At 47.2% G+C, this 16,781-nt stretch carries 15 protein-coding genes; 12 read left to right on the top strand and 3 right to left on the bottom strand.

The window, feature by feature from the left end:
* The first annotated feature begins 112 nt into the window (after positions 1-112).
* The 4 genes from HMPREF1152_RS02150 to HMPREF1152_RS02135 are packed head-to-tail and all read left to right on the top strand — an operon-like array spanning position 113 to position 2,000.
* On the top strand, positions 113-781 hold the full coding sequence (locus HMPREF1152_RS02150; RefSeq protein WP_009643482.1) for a hypothetical protein: 669 nt from the start codon (positions 113-115) through the stop codon (positions 779-781).
* A 55-nt stretch (positions 782-836) separates the two neighbouring features.
* A complete protein-coding gene (locus tag HMPREF1152_RS02145; RefSeq protein WP_036380538.1) occupies positions 837-1,178 on the top strand; it encodes a hypothetical protein in 342 nt (113 codons plus the stop codon).
* Positions 1,179-1,204: 26 nt separating this feature from the next.
* Positions 1,205-1,459 carry a hypothetical protein gene (locus HMPREF1152_RS09685; RefSeq protein ID WP_009643477.1) on the top strand — a complete coding sequence of 85 codons (255 nt, stop codon included), beginning with the start codon at positions 1,205-1,207 and terminating at the stop codon, positions 1,457-1,459.
* 1 nt (position 1,460) lies between these two features.
* On the top strand, positions 1,461-2,000 hold the full coding sequence (locus HMPREF1152_RS02135) for a hypothetical protein (protein ID WP_009643368.1): 540 nt from the start codon (positions 1,461-1,463) through the stop codon (positions 1,998-2,000).
* 547 nt (positions 2,001-2,547) lie between these two features.
* Here HMPREF1152_RS02135 and HMPREF1152_RS02130 read toward each other — a convergent pair.
* Positions 2,548-4,338, bottom strand: coding sequence for an aminopeptidase P family N-terminal domain-containing protein (locus tag HMPREF1152_RS02130; protein ID WP_009643407.1), 1,791 nt, complete (start codon positions 4,336-4,338; stop codon positions 2,548-2,550).
* 326 nt (positions 4,339-4,664) lie between these two features.
* Here HMPREF1152_RS02130 and HMPREF1152_RS02125 point away from each other — a divergent pair, with 326 nt between their 5' ends.
* The 7 genes from HMPREF1152_RS02125 to lpdA all read left to right on the top strand — a co-directional run bounded on the left by HMPREF1152_RS02125 (position 4,665) and on the right by lpdA (position 12,561).
* The gene (locus tag HMPREF1152_RS02125) at positions 4,665-5,315 is read left to right on the top strand and encodes a CvpA family protein (RefSeq protein WP_207634898.1); all 651 of its coding nucleotides are present in this window, start codon (positions 4,665-4,667) and stop codon (positions 5,313-5,315) included.
* A 150-nt stretch (positions 5,316-5,465) separates the two neighbouring features.
* Positions 5,466-6,554 carry a glycine cleavage system aminomethyltransferase GcvT gene (gene gcvT / locus HMPREF1152_RS02120; protein WP_009643514.1) on the top strand — a complete coding sequence of 363 codons (1,089 nt, stop codon included), beginning with the start codon at positions 5,466-5,468 and terminating at the stop codon, positions 6,552-6,554.
* A gap of 183 nt (positions 6,555-6,737) precedes the next feature.
* Positions 6,738-7,109, top strand: a complete 372-nt coding sequence (gene gcvH, locus HMPREF1152_RS02115; protein ID WP_009643439.1) for a glycine cleavage system protein GcvH — start codon at positions 6,738-6,740, stop codon at positions 7,107-7,109.
* 38 nt (positions 7,110-7,147) lie between these two features.
* Positions 7,148-8,473 (top strand): aminomethyl-transferring glycine dehydrogenase subunit GcvPA, encoded by a 1,326-nt coding sequence (gene gcvPA / locus HMPREF1152_RS02110; RefSeq protein WP_009643373.1) that lies wholly within the window; start codon positions 7,148-7,150, stop codon positions 8,471-8,473.
* Positions 8,473-9,891: an aminomethyl-transferring glycine dehydrogenase subunit GcvPB gene (gcvPB, locus tag HMPREF1152_RS02105; protein ID WP_009643422.1), complete on the top strand. Its 1,419-nt coding sequence runs from the start codon at positions 8,473-8,475 to the stop codon at positions 9,889-9,891. The genes gcvPA and gcvPB overlap by 1 nt, the downstream gene beginning before the upstream one ends.
* Positions 9,892-10,035: 144 nt before the next feature.
* Positions 10,036-11,037: a lipoate--protein ligase gene (locus HMPREF1152_RS02100; RefSeq protein WP_009643503.1), complete on the top strand. Its 1,002-nt coding sequence runs from the start codon at positions 10,036-10,038 to the stop codon at positions 11,035-11,037.
* 147 nt (positions 11,038-11,184) lie between these two features.
* Complete coding sequence (gene lpdA, locus HMPREF1152_RS02095) at positions 11,185-12,561, top strand: dihydrolipoyl dehydrogenase (protein WP_009643378.1); 1,377 nt, start codon at positions 11,185-11,187, stop codon at positions 12,559-12,561.
* 233 nt (positions 12,562-12,794) lie between these two features.
* On the opposite strand, the gene HMPREF1152_RS02090 is transcribed toward lpdA, so the two are convergent.
* Together HMPREF1152_RS02090 and HMPREF1152_RS02085 are read right to left on the bottom strand one after the other, a co-directional pair.
* On the bottom strand, positions 12,795-14,138 hold the full coding sequence (locus HMPREF1152_RS02090) for an ATP-binding protein (protein ID WP_009643451.1): 1,344 nt from the start codon (positions 14,136-14,138) through the stop codon (positions 12,795-12,797).
* 371 nt (positions 14,139-14,509) lie between these two features.
* Positions 14,510-15,055 carry a glutathione peroxidase gene (locus HMPREF1152_RS02085; protein WP_009643487.1) on the bottom strand — a complete coding sequence of 182 codons (546 nt, stop codon included), beginning with the start codon at positions 15,053-15,055 and terminating at the stop codon, positions 14,510-14,512.
* Between the two features lie 454 nt (positions 15,056-15,509).
* On the opposite strand from HMPREF1152_RS02085, the gene HMPREF1152_RS02080 reads away from it, so the two are divergent.
* Entirely contained in the window at positions 15,510-16,781 is a 1,272-nt protein-coding gene (locus tag HMPREF1152_RS02080; RefSeq protein ID WP_009643444.1) for a double-cubane-cluster-containing anaerobic reductase, read from the top strand.

Genomic DNA, 16,781 nt, shown 5'->3' with positions numbered 1-16,781 from the left:
GTAAATATATTAGAGTGTGGTTTACGTTAGGAGCTGTGTGTAATGATAAAAAGAAGTTCTTCTATTACTGATTTTAATTTGTATTATTCTATTCAATCTTAGTCCAATTGCAATGACTGCGGACTATGCGGACATCGGAGATATCAGCACAGGGACGGGAGTATTATCTGAAGAGTCTTTCCCATCCGGTGATAATACTCCGAGCATTAGCGATGTGCGGGTATCCGGCAGCTACGATGAAGGTGCCCGCGGGGCTGACTATTTCAAGAAAATTAAAATAGATTTGGTGGGAGAGAATCTTACCGATGATAATTTCCTAACAGAGGAAGGGCTTCGCTGGACAGATAAAACGGAAGTAGAACTCATATCAGGAACTGAAATTGGGCATCTTAACGGCAGCTCTGATTTTGGTTCCGAAAGACCCGGTAGCCCTGTCAAAATGTTCAGTACAGATACCGGAACATCGGGTAGAATAACTTATGTAGGAAAAACAAAATCGGGAATAGACCTTGACTTAATCTGGGAGATTGAAGCTTCAGATAAAGATGATTGGGAAGCAAATTCCGGCTTAAACAGTCATGGGAGTATTAGAGGTATCGGATTCTCAGGAGAGCAGTTCTTCCCTAATGCCATCGGCAACCCTATATCGGTTCTGTATAATAACGCTAACAATATTTCTATAAACTACAGAATAGTGGAACACGGCACTACGAACGAGCAATCCGTAGTGCTCAGCTTTACATCTTCTGACATAGATACCGCACAAGGGCAGATTATATAGTGATACAATTATAGGATATTATAATCAAGATGATTTAAAGCATAAAAGAGAGGAAATGTTTAAGGAAGCACTACAAGCGCAAGCGGGGCCAGGAGTGTCAACAGACGAACAACACTTCCTACATAACTTTTGGGCGAGTTTATCTTTTGGTGGAGTCGCATTAATGGGTATAGGCCTTATTGGCGCTTTAAAAAATGAATTTAGGAAGGGTTGGAAAGCTTTTATTAAGAGCATGGGAACGTTGCCATTTACCGAATTCATTATTTTGAAGTCATCACCTAGAATTATAGCTAGTACACTGGTTAAAGTGGCTGGAATATATGCAAAAAAGTCTTCTACCAAGGGATTGTCCCTTGTGCTAAATTTATTAAAAAGCAAGGAATCGACAGAATACTAAAGGCTAAAGCTTTTGTAGCTAGATCTATGAACAAGAGTATAGCTGCGATTGGCAAAACCGGTAGACGCGTGATGAAATCGGTTAGAAGAACTGTAAGAAAGGTTTTTCCAAAAGTTAAAAAATCAATAGCAAAGGTACATGTAAAATTAAAGAAGAAGCTTAAGAGTGTAGTCAAGACCTTCCGAAAAACCAATAGCAAAATACGAGCCAAGGCTAAAAAAGCAACTTCAAAATTAAAGCGAACAATAAAACATATATTTAAAAGAGGGAGACACCGATAAGATGAAAAAATTATTAATAGCAATAATAGCTATAGCATCAGTTGTGTTTGTATATACGAATTTTAACCCTAGTTACAACCTCAGGAAATACTCGGTGTATTATGCACACAACATGCCGCATAAGGAGGGGACACATCCTGAAATGGCAATGGCGTTAGAAAATATCAAGGCTATCTATACACCAGATAAAAAAGGAATAAAGTACGATTATGATGGGCTAGCGAAAGTGTATAACGAAAATAATAGGGTAAATGGAAATATCCCAGCGATTTCTGCTACTTATGATGACAATGGAGTGCAATATATGTATTTCAGAACGGACAATAAGTATTATATATGGGGAGATGATTTTTTCTTAAAAGGAATTTATGATCCCAATACAGCGAACATGGCGTCCGAGAAGATTGAAGGTGGTCAGGAAGCGTTATACAAGGAGGTTTATAAGAACTTCGGGTTCCTCGTAGAAGCCAACGTCAATCGCAAACCGCTAATCAACATGCAGAAGCGGTTTAACGAGAAGTACTACAAACGATTCAACTGATAGTGAGAGGGGGTAAATATCAATGAATCAGAGAGATAGATTTATTATGATTACAATTTTCAATGCTTATTACTAATACTGCTTTTAATTAAGTATGAATCACAATTTTACGCTATAAATTTTTCCCTATCGCTACCATAGGTGTTTGTTTATGGGGAATTCTCGAGAAAAAAATAGTTTGTCAAAATATCCGGGCTATAGGACAAAAAGGGTGGGGCAGGACAAAATGTAAGGGAGCACAGATGATCTCACCGGTACATTTTGTCCGGCCTATAGCTTCTTCCAAAAATATACAGACGCGGCAACCATTGAAATTTCAACGACTGCCGCGATTTCTACCGACTCTTTTTGTCTTATTACTCCAAATTTTCAACGACCACAGCGAATTTATCAACTACTTTTGTCCTGTCGCCCCTCTTTGCCCTATCGATCAGCAAGAACAATCAACTTTTGCGAAACTGCCTGCCGCCATCCTATAAGCTCCGACAGCTGAGGTCCTGTCGAGTCTCGGCACGGAAGGCGGTAGAGGAAACAGATTTGCAAGAAACTAAATTGCTCTTGTGTACTCATTGAGCCAAGCGAGCTCTGCCTCATTCATGTAAGGAGCAAGCTTCTCGTAGCACTCTCTGTGGTAGCTGTTGAGCCACTCCTTCTCCGCCCTGTTGAGCTCCTCCGGATCGATACCGTCGAGGTCGATCGGTACGAAGTTGAGGGTCTCGAAGTGCATGAACTGTCCGTACTTGTTCTTCTCACCCTCTACTGTGAGCAGATTATTCTCGATACGGATTCCGAACTCGCCCTCTTCGTAGATTCCCGGTTCGTCGGTAACCACCATGCCCGCCTCAAACCGGTGGTGCTCATTCTTGGATGGCACGATGTACCAGCGAAATCCTGTTGGCGGCTCGTGAATACTGCCGAGGTAACCGAAGCCGTGTCCTGTACCGCACTGGAAGTCCAGGTTCATCTCCCAGATCGGCTGTCTGGCGAGGACATCGAGCGACCAGCCGTGGTTACCGTACAGGAAGTTGGCAGCTGACAGGTGTTGCATCGATCTGTATACTGCTGTGTAATATCTCTTCATCTGCTTGCTGATGGATCCGAGGATTGTGGTTCTGGTGATATCTGTCGAACCCTCAAGATATCCGCCGCCAGTATCGCTGAGAAGCATCTGTCCGCCTTCGAGCACAACGTCTGACTCCGGTGTAGGCGAATAGTGCATCATCGCTGCGTGTGCGCCGAATGCATGAAGCGGCTCAAATGAATCTCTTATGTAGCCATCCTGTTCGCTGCGGAGTTCTGTCAGCTTCTCGGAAGCGCTGAGCTCTGTAATCTTCATCTTGTCGTAGTTGGTCTTAACCCAGTAAATGAACTTTGTGAGAGCCACGCTGTCCTTGAGCTCTGCGTTTTTGATGTTCTTGATCTCGACATCGTTCTTGATAGCCTTCATGAGAATTGTAGGGTTAGCACCCTCTACAACCTTGCATGGAAGGTTCCTGTACAGAGCGTAGTTCATCTTCATAGGGTCGATAAGCGCAACTGAGCTTGCGTCGATCTTCTTGGCATCCTCGTAGATCTCGTTGTACGGATGAACATTTACATTGTTCCCTGCCAGCATCTTGCGGAGCTCACCGTTGAGCTTCTTCTCATCCACATAGAGGTCTGCGCTGTCCTCTCTTACGATTACATACGAGAGAACCAGCGGAAAGAAATCGATGTCGTTGCCGCGCATATTCAGTAGCCAAGCTACATCATCCAGAGATGCGATTAGATGAACATTAGCACCTGCCTTCTTCATCTCCTCGCGAACTCTATTAAGCTTGCCGGCAGTGCTCTCACCGCTGTACTTCTCCTCGAGATACCAAGCCGACTCCTCGGAAAGCCCCGGCCTGTCCTTCCAAATTTCTGAAATTAGCGCCTGCTCATAGTCGATCTCGACAGCCTTGCCTCTAAGAGCCTCTTCATAGGCCTGTCCGTCCCCCATGGACAGAACTCTTCCGTCAAAGGCGACCTTACCGCCGTCCGGCACCTGCTGAGCAACCCATTCGACGGTTCCGGGTGTGTCATCGACGAACATCTTCATCAGCTCGACGCCGCTGCCGGCACACTCTGTCATAACCTGTGTAAAGTATCTGCCATCAGTCCACAGTCCTGCCCGATCCCCGGTGACTGCAACTGTTGCGTATGAGCCTGTAAATCCGGTTACGAAACGGATAGCCTTGAAGTGCTCTCCGACATACTCGCTCTGATGAAAGTCGGCCATAGGGATAACGTATGCATCGATTCCTCTCTCAGCCATAATCTGTCTCAGCTGAGCAATTCTCTCTGCTGCTTGTGTCATGATATCCTCCCAAACACGATGCGTGCCTAAAATTAATAATATCGGTTGTGAGTATTATAGCACTCCCGTGTGTCAAATAAACGATAGTCGACGCGCTCTTAATTCGAGCAAACTACATATTCTGTGTATTAACAGGGTGTTCCTAATGTCTCATGGAGGAGATCATCATAATGCACTTCACAGACGATTCTATGTACCCCTAAAGTGCTACTAATATCTCACCGGGAGAGAAATCATCATAATGTACTTCATAGATGTACCCTCAGGGATAGCCTGTCTCGGTTTTCATAGATCAGTTGACAATGTCTATTGATAATATCTCGCATATGATAGATAATTTATATATGGTATTAGATATAATTATTGTGGTTATCTTCTTAATATGTGCACTGCGCGGCAAATCGCAGGGCTTCCTCGACTCGCTTGTCAGGCTTGCGGCCATCTCCGGCGGAGTCATCATCGGCATCCTGAACACAGATCGTCTCAGGTCGCTGCTCTTTGCGTTGCCTATTGACGACATCATGAAGCTCAAGCTCACCAAGAAGTTCAACGGGCAGGATATCGATTTGCTCAAATTCATCCCGAAAGTGCTGCGCACCAAGTTTGAAGACTTCGGTATCGACGGCATAACCACGACTGTTAATCGTTTTACAAACCTATCTATCACGATTATCTCGTTTTCGATTATAGTCGGGTTGGTGTGGTTTATCTCTGTTCTGCTCCGACGCAGGATATTGAGTGGCAGGAAGCACAAGAATCTGCTTGGAACTGTCGACTCAAGTGTGGGGCTGTTGTTCGGGGCTATCAAGGGCGCGATTCTCATATTTCTGCTATTGGCACTCATGTTCCCGCTTGCAACGCTGTTCACCCCGGAACAGATCCATGCTCTCAACGAACAGCTCAACAACTCTTATATCGCCGGCTATCTCTACGATGTAAATCCGCTTATCTACTTCATGCATAAGCTATATATTTAACAAATCACTATGCAAAAGCATGACACAAAATAAACTATTGCTGTCATGCTTTTGTTCATTGATTGTGGTGTTTTGCTATGCTATATTTTGAGTGTATTCGATGCATTTAATCAAAACGCATTTTCACTTACACCCAAGGAGGTACTCTTGATGGATAAGAAAACACCCCTCTATGACACACACGTCAAATACGGTGGCAAGATTGTATCGTTCGGAGGCTTTGCGCTCCCTGTGCAGTATGAATCCGGTATCAAACAGGAGCACATGGCTGTTCGTACAGCATGCGGCCTGTTCGACGTGTCCCACATGGGCGAGATTATCGTCAGCGGTCCTAAGGCTGTCGATTTTCTCAACTATATTCTGACTAACGATTTCACAGATCTCAAGGTTGATCAGGCTAGATACAGCCCTATGTGCAACGAGCACGGCGGTACAGTCGATGACTTAATCGTATATAAGCGTGGCGAGAACGATTATTTTGTAGTCGTAAACGCCGGAAACAGAGACTCGGATTTCGCCTGGATGGTCGACCACAGGATTGACGGAGTCGAGCTGGTCAACGCATCCGAAGACTGGGGACAGCTGGCGCTGCAGGGACCAAAGGCCGAGGCGATATTGGCTAAGGTTGCAGATCCGGCGCTCATCCCTGCCGGATATTACACGGCTAACTTCGACGCGGAGATCAAAGGCATCCCATGCATTTTATCAAGAACCGGTTACACCGGTGAGGACGGCTTCGAGATATACATGGCAGCGGATAAGGCTGCAGATATCTGGGAGATACTAATCGAGGCCGGCAAAGACGACGGGCTGCTCCCATGCGGACTCGGAGCTCGCGATACACTGCGCATGGAGGCTGCTATGCCGCTCTACGGGCACGACATGAATGAGGATATCTCTCCTAAGGTTGCCGGATTGGGCTTCGCTATCAAGATGGACAAGCCGGACTTCATCGGTAAGGCCGCTATTGAAGCAGCTACGCCACTCAAGGTGAGAAGAGTCGGCATCAAGGTGACCGGTCGCGGCATCATCAGAGAAGAGTGCGATGTATACAGGGACGGCGAGAAGATCGGATACATCACATCCGGTACGTTCCTTCCTTACCTCGGCGGCTCATACGGGATGGCTATCGTGAATTCCGACAAGCGCGAGATCGGAGCAGCAGTTCAGGTAGACGTTCGTAGTCGCATGGTTGATGCGGAGATGGTAAAGCTTCCTTTCTATAAGAGGGAAAAATAATCGCATAGGGAGACACACTTCCGACGCGTCGGTACAGATCGAGAACCGAACCCGAATTTACAGGAACGAAGCTGTAATTGCAAAAACGGAGTCGTATTTGGTTGTATTTGCGAAAGGACAGCCATCTGTACATATCAAAATAAACACTTTATAGATAAACAACATATACAAAGGAGATTAAAAATGGCAGATTTAAAGTATTCAAAATCCCATGAGTGGGTTATGGAAGAAGGAGACCTATATGTTATCGGTATTTCCGATTATGCTCAGCACAGCCTCGGAGATATAGTGTTCATCAATCTTCCTGAGGTCGATGACGAGGTTACAGTCGGCGATGCATTTGGAGACATCGAGTCGGTAAAGGCCGTTTCCGATGTGCTGTCCCCGGTTACCGGAATCGTAGCTGAGATCAACGAGGAGCTTTTTGACGCACCTGAATCGATCAACGAGGATCCATACGGTGCTTGGCTCATCAAGGTTAAGGACGTAACCGAGACAGAGGAGCTTCTCTCCTCCGACGAATACGACGAGTTCGTAGAGTCAGAAGAGGCATAAAGCGTAGGCTTTCACCCTTTCACATAAGGAGGTTCAATTTGGGTACCTTTATTCCTAACACAAAAGACGAGCAGCTCCGCATGCTGTCTGACATCGGCTACAAGGATTGGGACGACCTGTTCAAGGACATTCCTGCCGACGCCAGAATCAAGGGCGAGCTGAACATACCTGCCGGCAAATCCGAGCTTGAGACGGCTCGACTCATGGAACAGATGGCTGGCAAAAACGTAGTGTACGATACTATTTTCCGCGGTGCCGGTGCTTATAACCACTATATTCCTGCCGCAGTCAACGCTGTAGTCAGCAAGGAGGAATTCATCACCGCATATACTCCTTACCAGGCTGAAATCAGCCAGGGCATACTTCAGTCCATATTCGAGTATCAGACGATGATATGCGAGCTGACCGGCATGGATGTGTCAAATGCTTCGCTGTATGACGGGGCTTCCGCAGCTGCCGAAGCATGCGCTATGACCAAGGACCGCAAGCGCAGCACCATCTACGTGTCAGATACTGTGGACAAGAGAGTTCTCGAGGTCATCAAGACATACTCATTTGGAAGAGAGACCGGTGTTAAGGTTGTACCTGCCTGCAAGGAAGGGGGAGCTACCGACACCGACGCTCTGAAAGCCGCACTAGCAGAAGACAAAGCGGCTGCGTGCTTCCTGATGCAGTACCCTAACTACTACGGCATAGTTGAAGATGCTGACGTGATCGCTGAAATCGTTCATGAAGCCGGCGCTCAGCTCATCATGAGCGTTAATCCAATCGCGCTGGGAGTGCTCAAGACTCCCGGTGAAATCGGCGCAGACGTAGTTTGCGGCGAGGGACAGCCTCTCGGGCTTGGTCTGGCTTACGGCGGGCCGTACCTGGGAATACTCGCTACAACTGCCAAGAACACACGCAAGATTGTGGGCCGACTCGTCGGCGAGACAGTTGATTCCCGAGGCGAACGTGGATTTGTGCTGACTCTCCAGGCTAGAGAACAGCACATCCGCAGAGAGAAGGCCAGCAGCAACGTTTGCTCCAACCAGGCTCTCTGTGCGCTCAAGGCCGGCGTGTACATGACCGCAGTCGGACCTGCCGGCATCAAACAGGTTGCGACGCTATGCTCATCTAAGGCGCATTATCTGGCAGCAGGTCTCACCGGTGCAGGCCTTGCGCTCAAGTATGACAGGCCATTCTTCCACGAATTCGTGACAGTTTGTGTTGACGCAGATGCTGTTCTAAAAGCTCTCTCTGACAAGGGTATACTCGGCGGACTGAAGCTCTCGGATACCGAGATACTCTGGTGCGCTACCGAGCTCAACACCAAAGAGCAGATGGATGAAGTTATCGAAATCGTCAAGGGGGTGAGCAGATAATGAAACTTATATTTGAAAGAAGTGTTCCCGGCAGAGGTCAGGACATATTCCCTGCCTGCGATGTAGATATCTCTCTGCCTGACGTACCTATGAGAGGCAGTGCGCCACATCTCCCTGAGGTGTCTGAGAGCGAGATGGGACGCCACTACACGGCTCTTGCCAAGGAGGCTCACGGAGTTAACGACGGATTCTATCCGCTCGGCTCCTGCACTATGAAGCACAACCCGAAGCTTGACGATGCGGTGGCTTCGCTCAAGGGTTTTATAGACATTCACCCTCTACAGCCTGTAGACACAGTCAAGGGTTGCACCGAGGTCATGGATACGCTTGAATCATACCTGTGCGAGATCACCGGTATGGATCACATGACATTCCAGCCGGCAGCCGGTTCGCAGGGCGAATTTACAGGACTGCTCCTCATCAAGGCATACCTGCATGACAAGGGACTGTTCGACAAGAATGAAATCCTGATTCCTGACTCAGCTCATGGGACCAACCCTGCCAGTGCTGCGATGGCAGGCTTCAAGGTTGTTGTTGTCAAGTCCGATGACCACGGCAGCATTGATATGGATGACTTCAGGTCTAAGATCGGCGACAAGACCGCAGGTCTGATGCTCACCAATCCTAACACTGTCGGAGTATTCGACGAAAATATATTTGAGATCACCAGACTCGTCCACGAGGCCGGCGGTCTCTGCTACTACGACGGCGCTAACCTCAACGCTGTAATCGGACTTGTGCGCCCGGGAGACATCGGGTTTGACGTAATCCACCTCAACCTGCACAAGACCTTCTCGACTCCTCACGGCGGTGGCGGACCGGGAAGCGGTCCATGCGGATGCAAGGATTTCCTCGGCCAGTTCCTGCCGGGACTCACAGTCAAGGATGGCAAATACGTTCGCGCCGAGAAGAGCATCGGAAACGTTACCGGCTTCTACGGCAACTTCCTGATCAGCCTGCGAGCGCTCGTATACCTGACATACATCGGTGGCGACGGCGTGCCTGAGCTGGCCCGCAACGCTGTGCTCAACGCCAACTACATGATGGAGAAGCTCAAGGATCTGTATCCGATGGCTTACGACCGCACCTGTATGCACGAGTTTGTAATGAGCCTCGAGAAATTCCACAAGGAGAACAATGTATCCGCACTTGACGTGGCAAAGGCACTCCTCGACTTCGGAATTCACCCACCTACGATGTACTTCCCACTCATCGTAAGCGAGGCTCTCATGGTTGAGCCTACCGAAACGGAGTCGCGTGAGACCCTCGACGAGGCGATTGCGGCATTTAGACAGATCTACGATTCGATCATCAGCTCGCCTGAGTCGGTATCGGCATCACCTGTCACAACCCCTATCCGCAGATTAGACGAGGTTAAAGCAGCTAGAGAGCCGGTTCTAAAGTTCGAATTCAAATAAATTCAAACAGCTTCGCGCCTTTGCACGTTCACGCAGGGCGTGAGAGAAGAGACATAAGCCCTGACAGATCTTAGAGTACGCGTAAGTGCGACTGTCTGTCCGGGCTTGATTTAACTTAACACTATAGCAAGGAGCTACATCTACATGAATCTAAGATATACCGAAACAGATTGCACCAACCCGTTTATCAATCTCGCGACCGAGGAATACATGACCTTCCGTGCGACGGAGGGCGAGGTCACCATGTACCTGTGGCAGAACGCCAACACGGTCGTTATCGGCAAGAACCAGAACCCTTGGCGCGAGTGCAGAGTCGAATCGATGAAGGCAGGCGGCTGCAAGCTCGCCAGACGGATCTCCGGCGGCGGCGCAGTCTATCACGACCTCGGCAACCTGAATTTCACATTTATCGCCAGGGAGGACGAATACAACATACCTAAGCAGACAGAGGTCATACTCGAGGCTGTTCGCATCCTGGGTATAAATGCTGAAAAAACAGGTCGCAACGACCTCACTATCGACGGAATGAAGTTCTCCGGACACGCATACTACCGTAGCCACGGCTACTGCTACCATCACGGCACGATTATGTTTGACGTGGATCCGGCACCGCTGGGAGAATATCTCAACGTGTCTGCTGCCAAGCTCAAATCCAAGGGCGTAAAGTCAGTACGCTCCAGAGTTACCAACCTGATCGATCACAAGCCGGATATAACGCTCAAAGAGCTTAAGGATGCACTCTATGAGGCATTTGCCAAGGTGTATGCCGGCACTCCGGAGCGATTCGATACCCCGTCTCCTGACTCGAATACGGAGCTCAAGGCTCTAGTGGATAAATACTCCTCCGAGGACTGGAGGTATGGGCGCAAAATTCCGTTTACTACATCTATTACCGAGAGACTCGATTGGGGAGGAATTGACATTGAGCTGCAGGTCGAAGGCGGGTTTATCAAGGATTGCGGTCTGTATTCAGACTCGCTTGAAACTGCGGTTTTTGATGAGCTGAGAGACAAGCTGCTCGGCTGCAAATACAACAAGGCAGCGATGTCCACGCTCGTGGAGGGCATGCTGCCTTATGCACCCGCATCTAAAGAATATCAGATCTGCAGCGATATTACTGACCTGATTGCTGACGGAATTATGTAGTCCGTAATTGCGAACCTGAGTGTGGCGAATCGATTGCTGCAAGCATCGGTTACTGATGCTGATCGGTAAACGTGAAGCCGAGCGCGGCTCATAATCGCCCGCGCACGGTATATCTGCTGATAAATATGAATATGAAAAGAGGAATACATGACTGAATACAATTATGATCTGGTTGTCATCGGAGCCGGCCCCGGTGGATACGAGGCCGCCTTTGAAGCTGTTAAGTACGGTATGAAGGTCGCTGTAATTGAGAAGGATAAGGTCGGCGGCACCTGCCTCAACAGAGGCTGTGTGCCTACCAAAACCATCATGCGCTCGTCCGAGCTTGCGAAGGAAGAGAGAGAGGGCGACCGCATAGGCATTCGCGCGTCTGCCGTTGAGGTAGACCTCGACGCTGTTCGAGCACGCAAGGACGAAGTGCTTGATGTCCTACGCGAGGGCATAGAGGCGGGGCTGGCCAAGGCTAAGATCGAGCTCATACATGGCCTCGCGCTGGTCAGGGATGAGCATACTGTGTCCTATACAGATGCGAAGACCGGTGAATCAAAGGAGGTTTCCTCCAAATTCATCCTTATCGCCACTGGCGGCAGTCCGTTTATCCCGCCTATCAGCGGCGCCGAGCTCGAGGGCGTAATGGACTCGACTGAGCTCCTCGAGCAGGGCGGTACGCCCTTCGATGATTTTGTAATCATCGGCGGCGGCGTTATCGGCGTTGAATTTGCCAATGTATATCATGGCTTCGGTTCTCATGTGACTATTGTAGAAGCCATGGACCGCTTGATCCCTACTGTTGATAAGGAATTGGCCCGCAGTCTGAAGATGAGCCTGCAAAAGGATGGAGTTGAGGTTCTGACCAAATGCCCTGTTGTCAGGATTGAGCAGGCGAAAGGAAGACTTGCGGTTGTCTACACTGATAAGGATGAAGAAAAATCGGTGCCTGCAGATGCTGTTCTGATGGCTGTAGGCAGGCGTTCAGATGTACCCGGCCTGCTGTCTGACGAGCTGCAGCATCTTGCAGGCGAGCGCGGCCGACTCGCCGTAGATGAGCACTATCGGTCGGCGAGCCCGAGCATATATGGCATCGGAGACGCAATCGGCGGCATCGAGCTGGCTCACACAGCGACGGCCGAGGGTCGCAATGCCGTCGCCCACATGAACGGAGCAGAGCCGCCAATCCGCATGGACACAGTCCCAACCTGCATCTACTCGATGCCGGAGATTGCGTCGGTCGGCATCTCCGCGGACGAGGCCAAGTCACAGGGGCTTGCCGTGATAACCAAGAAATACGCTATGGGAGCCAACGGCAAGACCGTCATCGAAGACCTCGGCCGCGGCTACATCAAGCTGATAGCCGATGCCGACAGCCATATATTGCTCGGCGCACAGCTCATGTGCGGCCGCGCTACCGATCTGGTAGGCGAATTGGCGCTGGTAATTTCCAACAAGCTGACACTCGAAGACATATCTTCCACAATCCACCCGCATCCAACCTTTGTGGAAGCGATAGCAGAAGCAGCCAGATAATATCAGCTGCCCAATTATCTCGGAATAAGCTTCAGCAAGTGCGTTAGCTCATACTTCTCCATATTTATACGAGGCAACGACACGAGATAGAGTCGTACAAATAAATACATAAGTTGAAAATCGTTTGCCGTGATATGTGGCAAACGATTTTTTATCATTATGCTAAAACCTCCTCAAAACCATTCTGCGGAACTGCTCTTTACATTACCTTATAGAATATCTACCAAATATATTTAACTGTCCCAACCTTTTTCATTAAATATATATTCCTTTATTCTAAATAGGCTATATAGAGGAATACTCCACTGATGAGTTCTATCAACATAGGTATCGCCTATATTCTTTAACGATGTCTTGAATGCTATCTCCGGTTTAAATCTACTGCAAAATAAATTTAAGCTTTTTGCTTTTGTATTTTCCGCAGATTTTACTTCAATTGGAACTAAAAGTCCTTCATAATCAGTTAGAAAATCAACTTCAGCATCAGCCTTTGTTCTCCAAAAATAGCATTTCATTCCCATTGAAACTAGTTGTGTCATCACATAATTCTCTGTTATTGCACCTTTGAAATGTATGAAATTTGAATCCCCGTCCAATACAGTCCTATAATTAAGATTCGATTTTCTCCGTAGCAAACCCACGTCAGACATATATAATTTAAAATATGTTGCATCTGCCATACCGGAAAGCGGTAGCTGCGGATTGTTCACTAAATGCAAGCGATACACTAATCCTGAATTTACCAACCACTGCAGCGAATCCTCAAGATCTTTCGCTCTTGCACCCTTTTTTACATGGGAAAAAACAAATTTATTGTTCTCTTTTGCAATCTGCGTGGGTATAGAATCCCATATTTGTTTCGTTCGATTTGCCTCGGTGTATGAAGCATATTTGCCAAAATCATCGGGATAATCCCTCAAAATTCTATCTTGAATCATTTCTGCTTCTTGATAATTATGTGTTTCGCTCCAAGCACTTACCGCTTCAGGCATTCCTCCAACTATGTAATAGTTTTTCAAGTGTCTCTCTAAAGGAATAGTATATAGAGCAGGAAGTTCCCTTTCCAATGGCATACTGTGCAATCCTTTAATCAAGCTTTCTCCACCATCTGCTGTAACAAATTCGGAAAAGCTCATTGGGAACATCTCTAAACGATCAACCTTACCAACGGGGAAAGAAATCCCCTCGTGCTTTAGTGCAATACCAAGGAGGGAACCTGCTGCAACTAAGTGAAGTTCCGGCATATTTTCACAAAAGTATTTTAAAGACGAAATCGCCCTCGGGCATGCCTGGATTTCATCAAATATCAGCAAAGTTTCTCCGGGCGTTATCTTTCCGCTTGTATTCACGATTTCAAGTTCTCTGATAATTCTCTTTATATCAAAGTCATAGTCAAATACTGATTGTAGTCCGGTATTTCCATCAAAATTGAAATACATGTGTTCTATAAATTCATTTTTTGCAAATTCTTTAATAATATATGTTTTCCCGCATTGCCTCACACCTGTTATTATCAATGGTTTTCTATTTTGTTTTTCTTTCCATTGAACAAGCTCTGCCATAATCTCTCGTTTCATAACACACCTCCGACAAAATTATTATATATTTTATCGACCGAATAATCAATTAATTGCACGTTTTTTCAACCGAATAATTGTTTTACTATATATTTTTTAGACTGAATAATCGCGTTATATTGTTTTTGTCTATGATTCTTTACCAAACCCTTGCCTTCGGCTGTATCCTTCCCGCCACCGGGCGGATTCGAGACTTTCACCCGTTAGAACGTGCACTCGCCGGGCGCACCACCACCTCAAAAGGCGCCCACCGATTGACTCGGTAGGCGCCTTCCTTAGCCCCATACATAGTTACACACCCTGCTTTTCTTTCAACCCATTATTAAGTCTGCTTGTTTACTTATACTATTTATTGCATGTTTGACTATAGATTAGATAAGGCTCTTTACGAAAGCTACAACCTCTCCCATATCAGCCGTCGGCTCGAATCTTGCAACAACGTTTCCATCTCTATCTACAACGAACTTGGTGAAGTTCCACTTGATGTTAGCGTTGTTTCTGAAGTCAGGATCCCCCATTGCCACAAATTCCTCGAACTTCTCCTTATCAGGGAACTCGCCGAAGCCCTCAAAGCCCTTCCGGCTCTTGAGGAAGGTGTACAGCGGAAGTTCATTCTCACCGTTTACATCCGACTTCTTCATCTGAGGGAAGGTTGTGTTGTAATGAAGTGTGCAGAACTCGTGGATCTCCTCATCGGAGCCCGGAGCCTGTCCACCGAACTGATTGCAAGGAATATCAACGATTTCCAGTCCGGAATCGTGAAGCTCCCTGTACATGCTCTCCAGCGGCTCATACTGTGGAGTGAATCCGCAGCCGGTTGCCGTATTAACGATTACCATTACCTTTCCCTTGTTGTCAGCCAGGTTCAGCTCGCTGCCGTCAGGTCTTGCTACTTTGAAATCATAAATGTTAGCCATCTCAAATCCTCCTGTGAATATCTCTTATGTAAATAACAAATTTCAGCTTCTATTTTGAACAATTCAATTTTATCACATCTAATTGCATTGTCAACACCTTTTCTGAAAAAATATTCCCTCGTAGCTTCTTTGCTACAAAGATTTCTTCTGCTGTCAGATTTTCGCATCCTACTCTCTCGCTCTCAATCATACTTAATCTTAATTGTAGCTTCAAAAGCTCGCGTCAAATCCCCGATTTTAATTACGACGGTTCCACTTGCTATTACCGCATTCACTCCGTCGCACTATCCCGCTGGTCCTAAGCCAACCTCCTTCACACAGCATACCGGAGAACAGATAAGTATTTATAATTTCTATATGTTTCAAGCTCTTATATATTGATTCAATACCAGTTGTTCGACCGTCACTGATATAATTTTATCAGTATATTTTAACTTATTTATGGAGGTAAAAAATGGCTGATTATCGTAAAATGTGGGAAGATCTCGGCATGGATGTTGAGAACCACGATGTGCTATGTAGCGTTCTCCCCGGAGCTATTGGAGATGTGTTCCTTTCTCAGGAAAACAGACCTGAAAGCATGGATTACTTCGACATGGTTCTTGCTGATGTTCACGGAATTCGTCCGGCTGAGCTCGTCGAATTCAGGAAGCAGGGCGGCAAGGTATTTGGAACCTTCTGCACATACGTTCCTGATGAAATTATCTTTGCGGGCAACGGAATAGCAACCGGACTCTGCGCCGGCTCGCAGTTCTGGGTTCCCGGTGGAGAGAAGTATTTGCCGGCAAATACATGTCCGCTGATCAAGGCTATGCTCGGCGCGAGATTTGACAGGACATGTCCATTCTACAGGCTTGCTGACATCTACATCGGCGAGAATACATGTGACGGCAAGAAGAAGGCATACGAGATCCTCGGCACGGACGTTCCTATGCATATCATGGATTTGCCACAGATGAAGAGAGACAAGGACATCGCTAAATGGGCTGACGAATGTCATGACCTGCTCGAGATGGTTGAGCGGGAGACAGGCAACAAGATTACTCCTGAGAAGCTCGCTGAGAATATCCGGAAGATCAACGCTAAGCGTGCCGCGCTCAAGAGACTGTACGACCTGCGCAAGAACAAAAACGTTCCTATCAGCGGAACTGACACCCTTCTTATCTCTCAGATTGCTTACTACGACGATCCAGAGAGATTCACAACTATGGTTAACAAGCTATGTGACGAGCTCGAGAAGAGAGTTGCTGACGGCATTTCGGTGTTCCCTGCAGGAACTAAGCGTATCATGATTTCCGGAACGCCTATGGCAATTCCTAACTGGAAGATGCATAATCTAATCGAGACTTCCGGTGCAGCTGTTGTATGTGAAGAGACATGTACCGGAACTCGTTACTTTGAAAACTTTGTAGATGAATCAGGTAAAACTCTTGATGAGATGGTAGGAAATATTGCTGACCGTTACATGAAGATCAACTGCGCTTGCTTCACTCCTAACTCAGGTCGTTTTGATGATATAATCAGACTTGCTAAGGAATACGACGTAGATGCTGTAATCGACGTTAACCTAAAGTTCTGCCAGACTTACGACATCGAGGGTTATCTACTTGAGGACAAGCTCAAGGAAGCTGGAATCCCTGTGCTCGGAATCGAGACAGACTACACTGACAGCGATGCGCAGCAGCTCAAGACTCGTATCGAGGCATTTATCGAGGTGCTAGGCTAA

This window comes from Mogibacterium sp. CM50, assembly GCF_000293155.1.
Lineage (GTDB): Bacteria > Bacillota > Clostridia > Peptostreptococcales > Anaerovoracaceae > Mogibacterium > Mogibacterium timidum.
The sequence above is the reverse complement of the archived record's forward strand: the minus strand, read 5'-3'. Positions and strand labels throughout refer to the sequence as shown.